This is a genomic window from uncultured Shewanella sp. (assembly GCF_947491715.1).
Taxonomy (GTDB): Bacteria; Pseudomonadota; Gammaproteobacteria; order Enterobacterales; family Shewanellaceae; genus Shewanella.
In genome coordinates, this window is the sequence record NZ_CANLKR010000097.1 from 1 (window position 1) to 1,177 (window position 1,177).

Annotated in this window: 1 protein-coding gene; it reads left to right on the plus strand. The window is 41.9% G+C overall.

Annotated elements, in window-relative coordinates:
* Positions 1-84: 84 nt before the first annotated feature.
* A partial coding sequence (locus Q0779_RS23640; RefSeq protein ID WP_298776712.1) for an AMP-binding protein occupies positions 85-1,177 on the plus strand: 1,093 nt, incomplete at its 3' end.

Below are 1,177 nucleotides of genomic sequence, written 5' to 3' on the forward strand. Positions count from 1 at the left end.
CTCTGTATAGGTCAGCCTTTAAACAGTAAAGACGTGAAATCCTATTCGATAAAAAGCCTACTCAATGTTCAAAGTGCCCTCGAGGTGAACGTTAATTTATCTGGAGAAAGTCCACTTTATATCAATTTTTCTTCCGGAACGACGGGTAAAGCGAAGGGGATAGAGTGCTTGCATCAAGGGGTTCATCGTTTAGTCAAACGGGCTAATTATATTGTATTGAACGAGCAAACCACCATGCTTTGTGCCTCTGCTACCGATTTCGATGCTTTTACATTGGAATTTTGGGGACCGCTTTTAAATGGCGGGGCGGTTTATATGTCGCTCTTGCCAATAGATACAAATAAATTACAACAGGGGATTGAACATCAAGGTGTCAATACCGTTTGGCTTACTGCCGCGTTATTTCACACGTTAGTTGAAATTGATGAGAAAAGTTTTGTGGGTTTGGAGCAATTATTGGTAGGAGGAGATGTGGTGTCGCCGCAACATGTTTCTCGAGTGTATCGAGCGGCGCCCAATATAAAAGTCGTTAATGGCTACGGTCCAACAGAAAACACCACTTTTACGTGTTGTTTCCCTATCCCTAAACATTGGAATGTGAGCGAAGCATTGCCAATAGGTCGGCCGATAAACGGGACGGGGATATTAATTTTAAACTCAAAGCAGATGCCGGTTGCGACTGGCTGTATTGGCGAAATAGTCGTCACAGGGTTGGGTCTTGCTGGTCGATATTTAGATGCGGATTTAGAGGCGGAATGTTTTATATCACTGGAGCTTCCTGAAGGTAGGTTCAGAGCTTATCGAACGGGTGATTTAGGTTACCTTGATAATGAAGAGCAAGTGAGGTTTTTGGGACGACGGGATTCTCAAGTAAAAATCAATGGTTTTAGAATTGAGCTTACAGGGATTAATCAGAGTTTATTAGCCCATTCAAGTGTGCAAAGAGCAGAAACTTTAGTCATTGAAACAGGTGAAACCAAAAGTTTAATCAGTTTTGTTTTATTAACTGAACAAAATGAAGCAAAGGCGCCAGTGTTTGAGCTGAAATTTCTTGTTACTGCGTTATCAGAAAGATTGCCGAGTTATCAGCTACCAAAGGTTGTGCTGGCCGTTCCCAATATGCCTATTACTGCTAATGGTAAATTAGACAGGCGTGCATTATTAGCCTACTTCTATG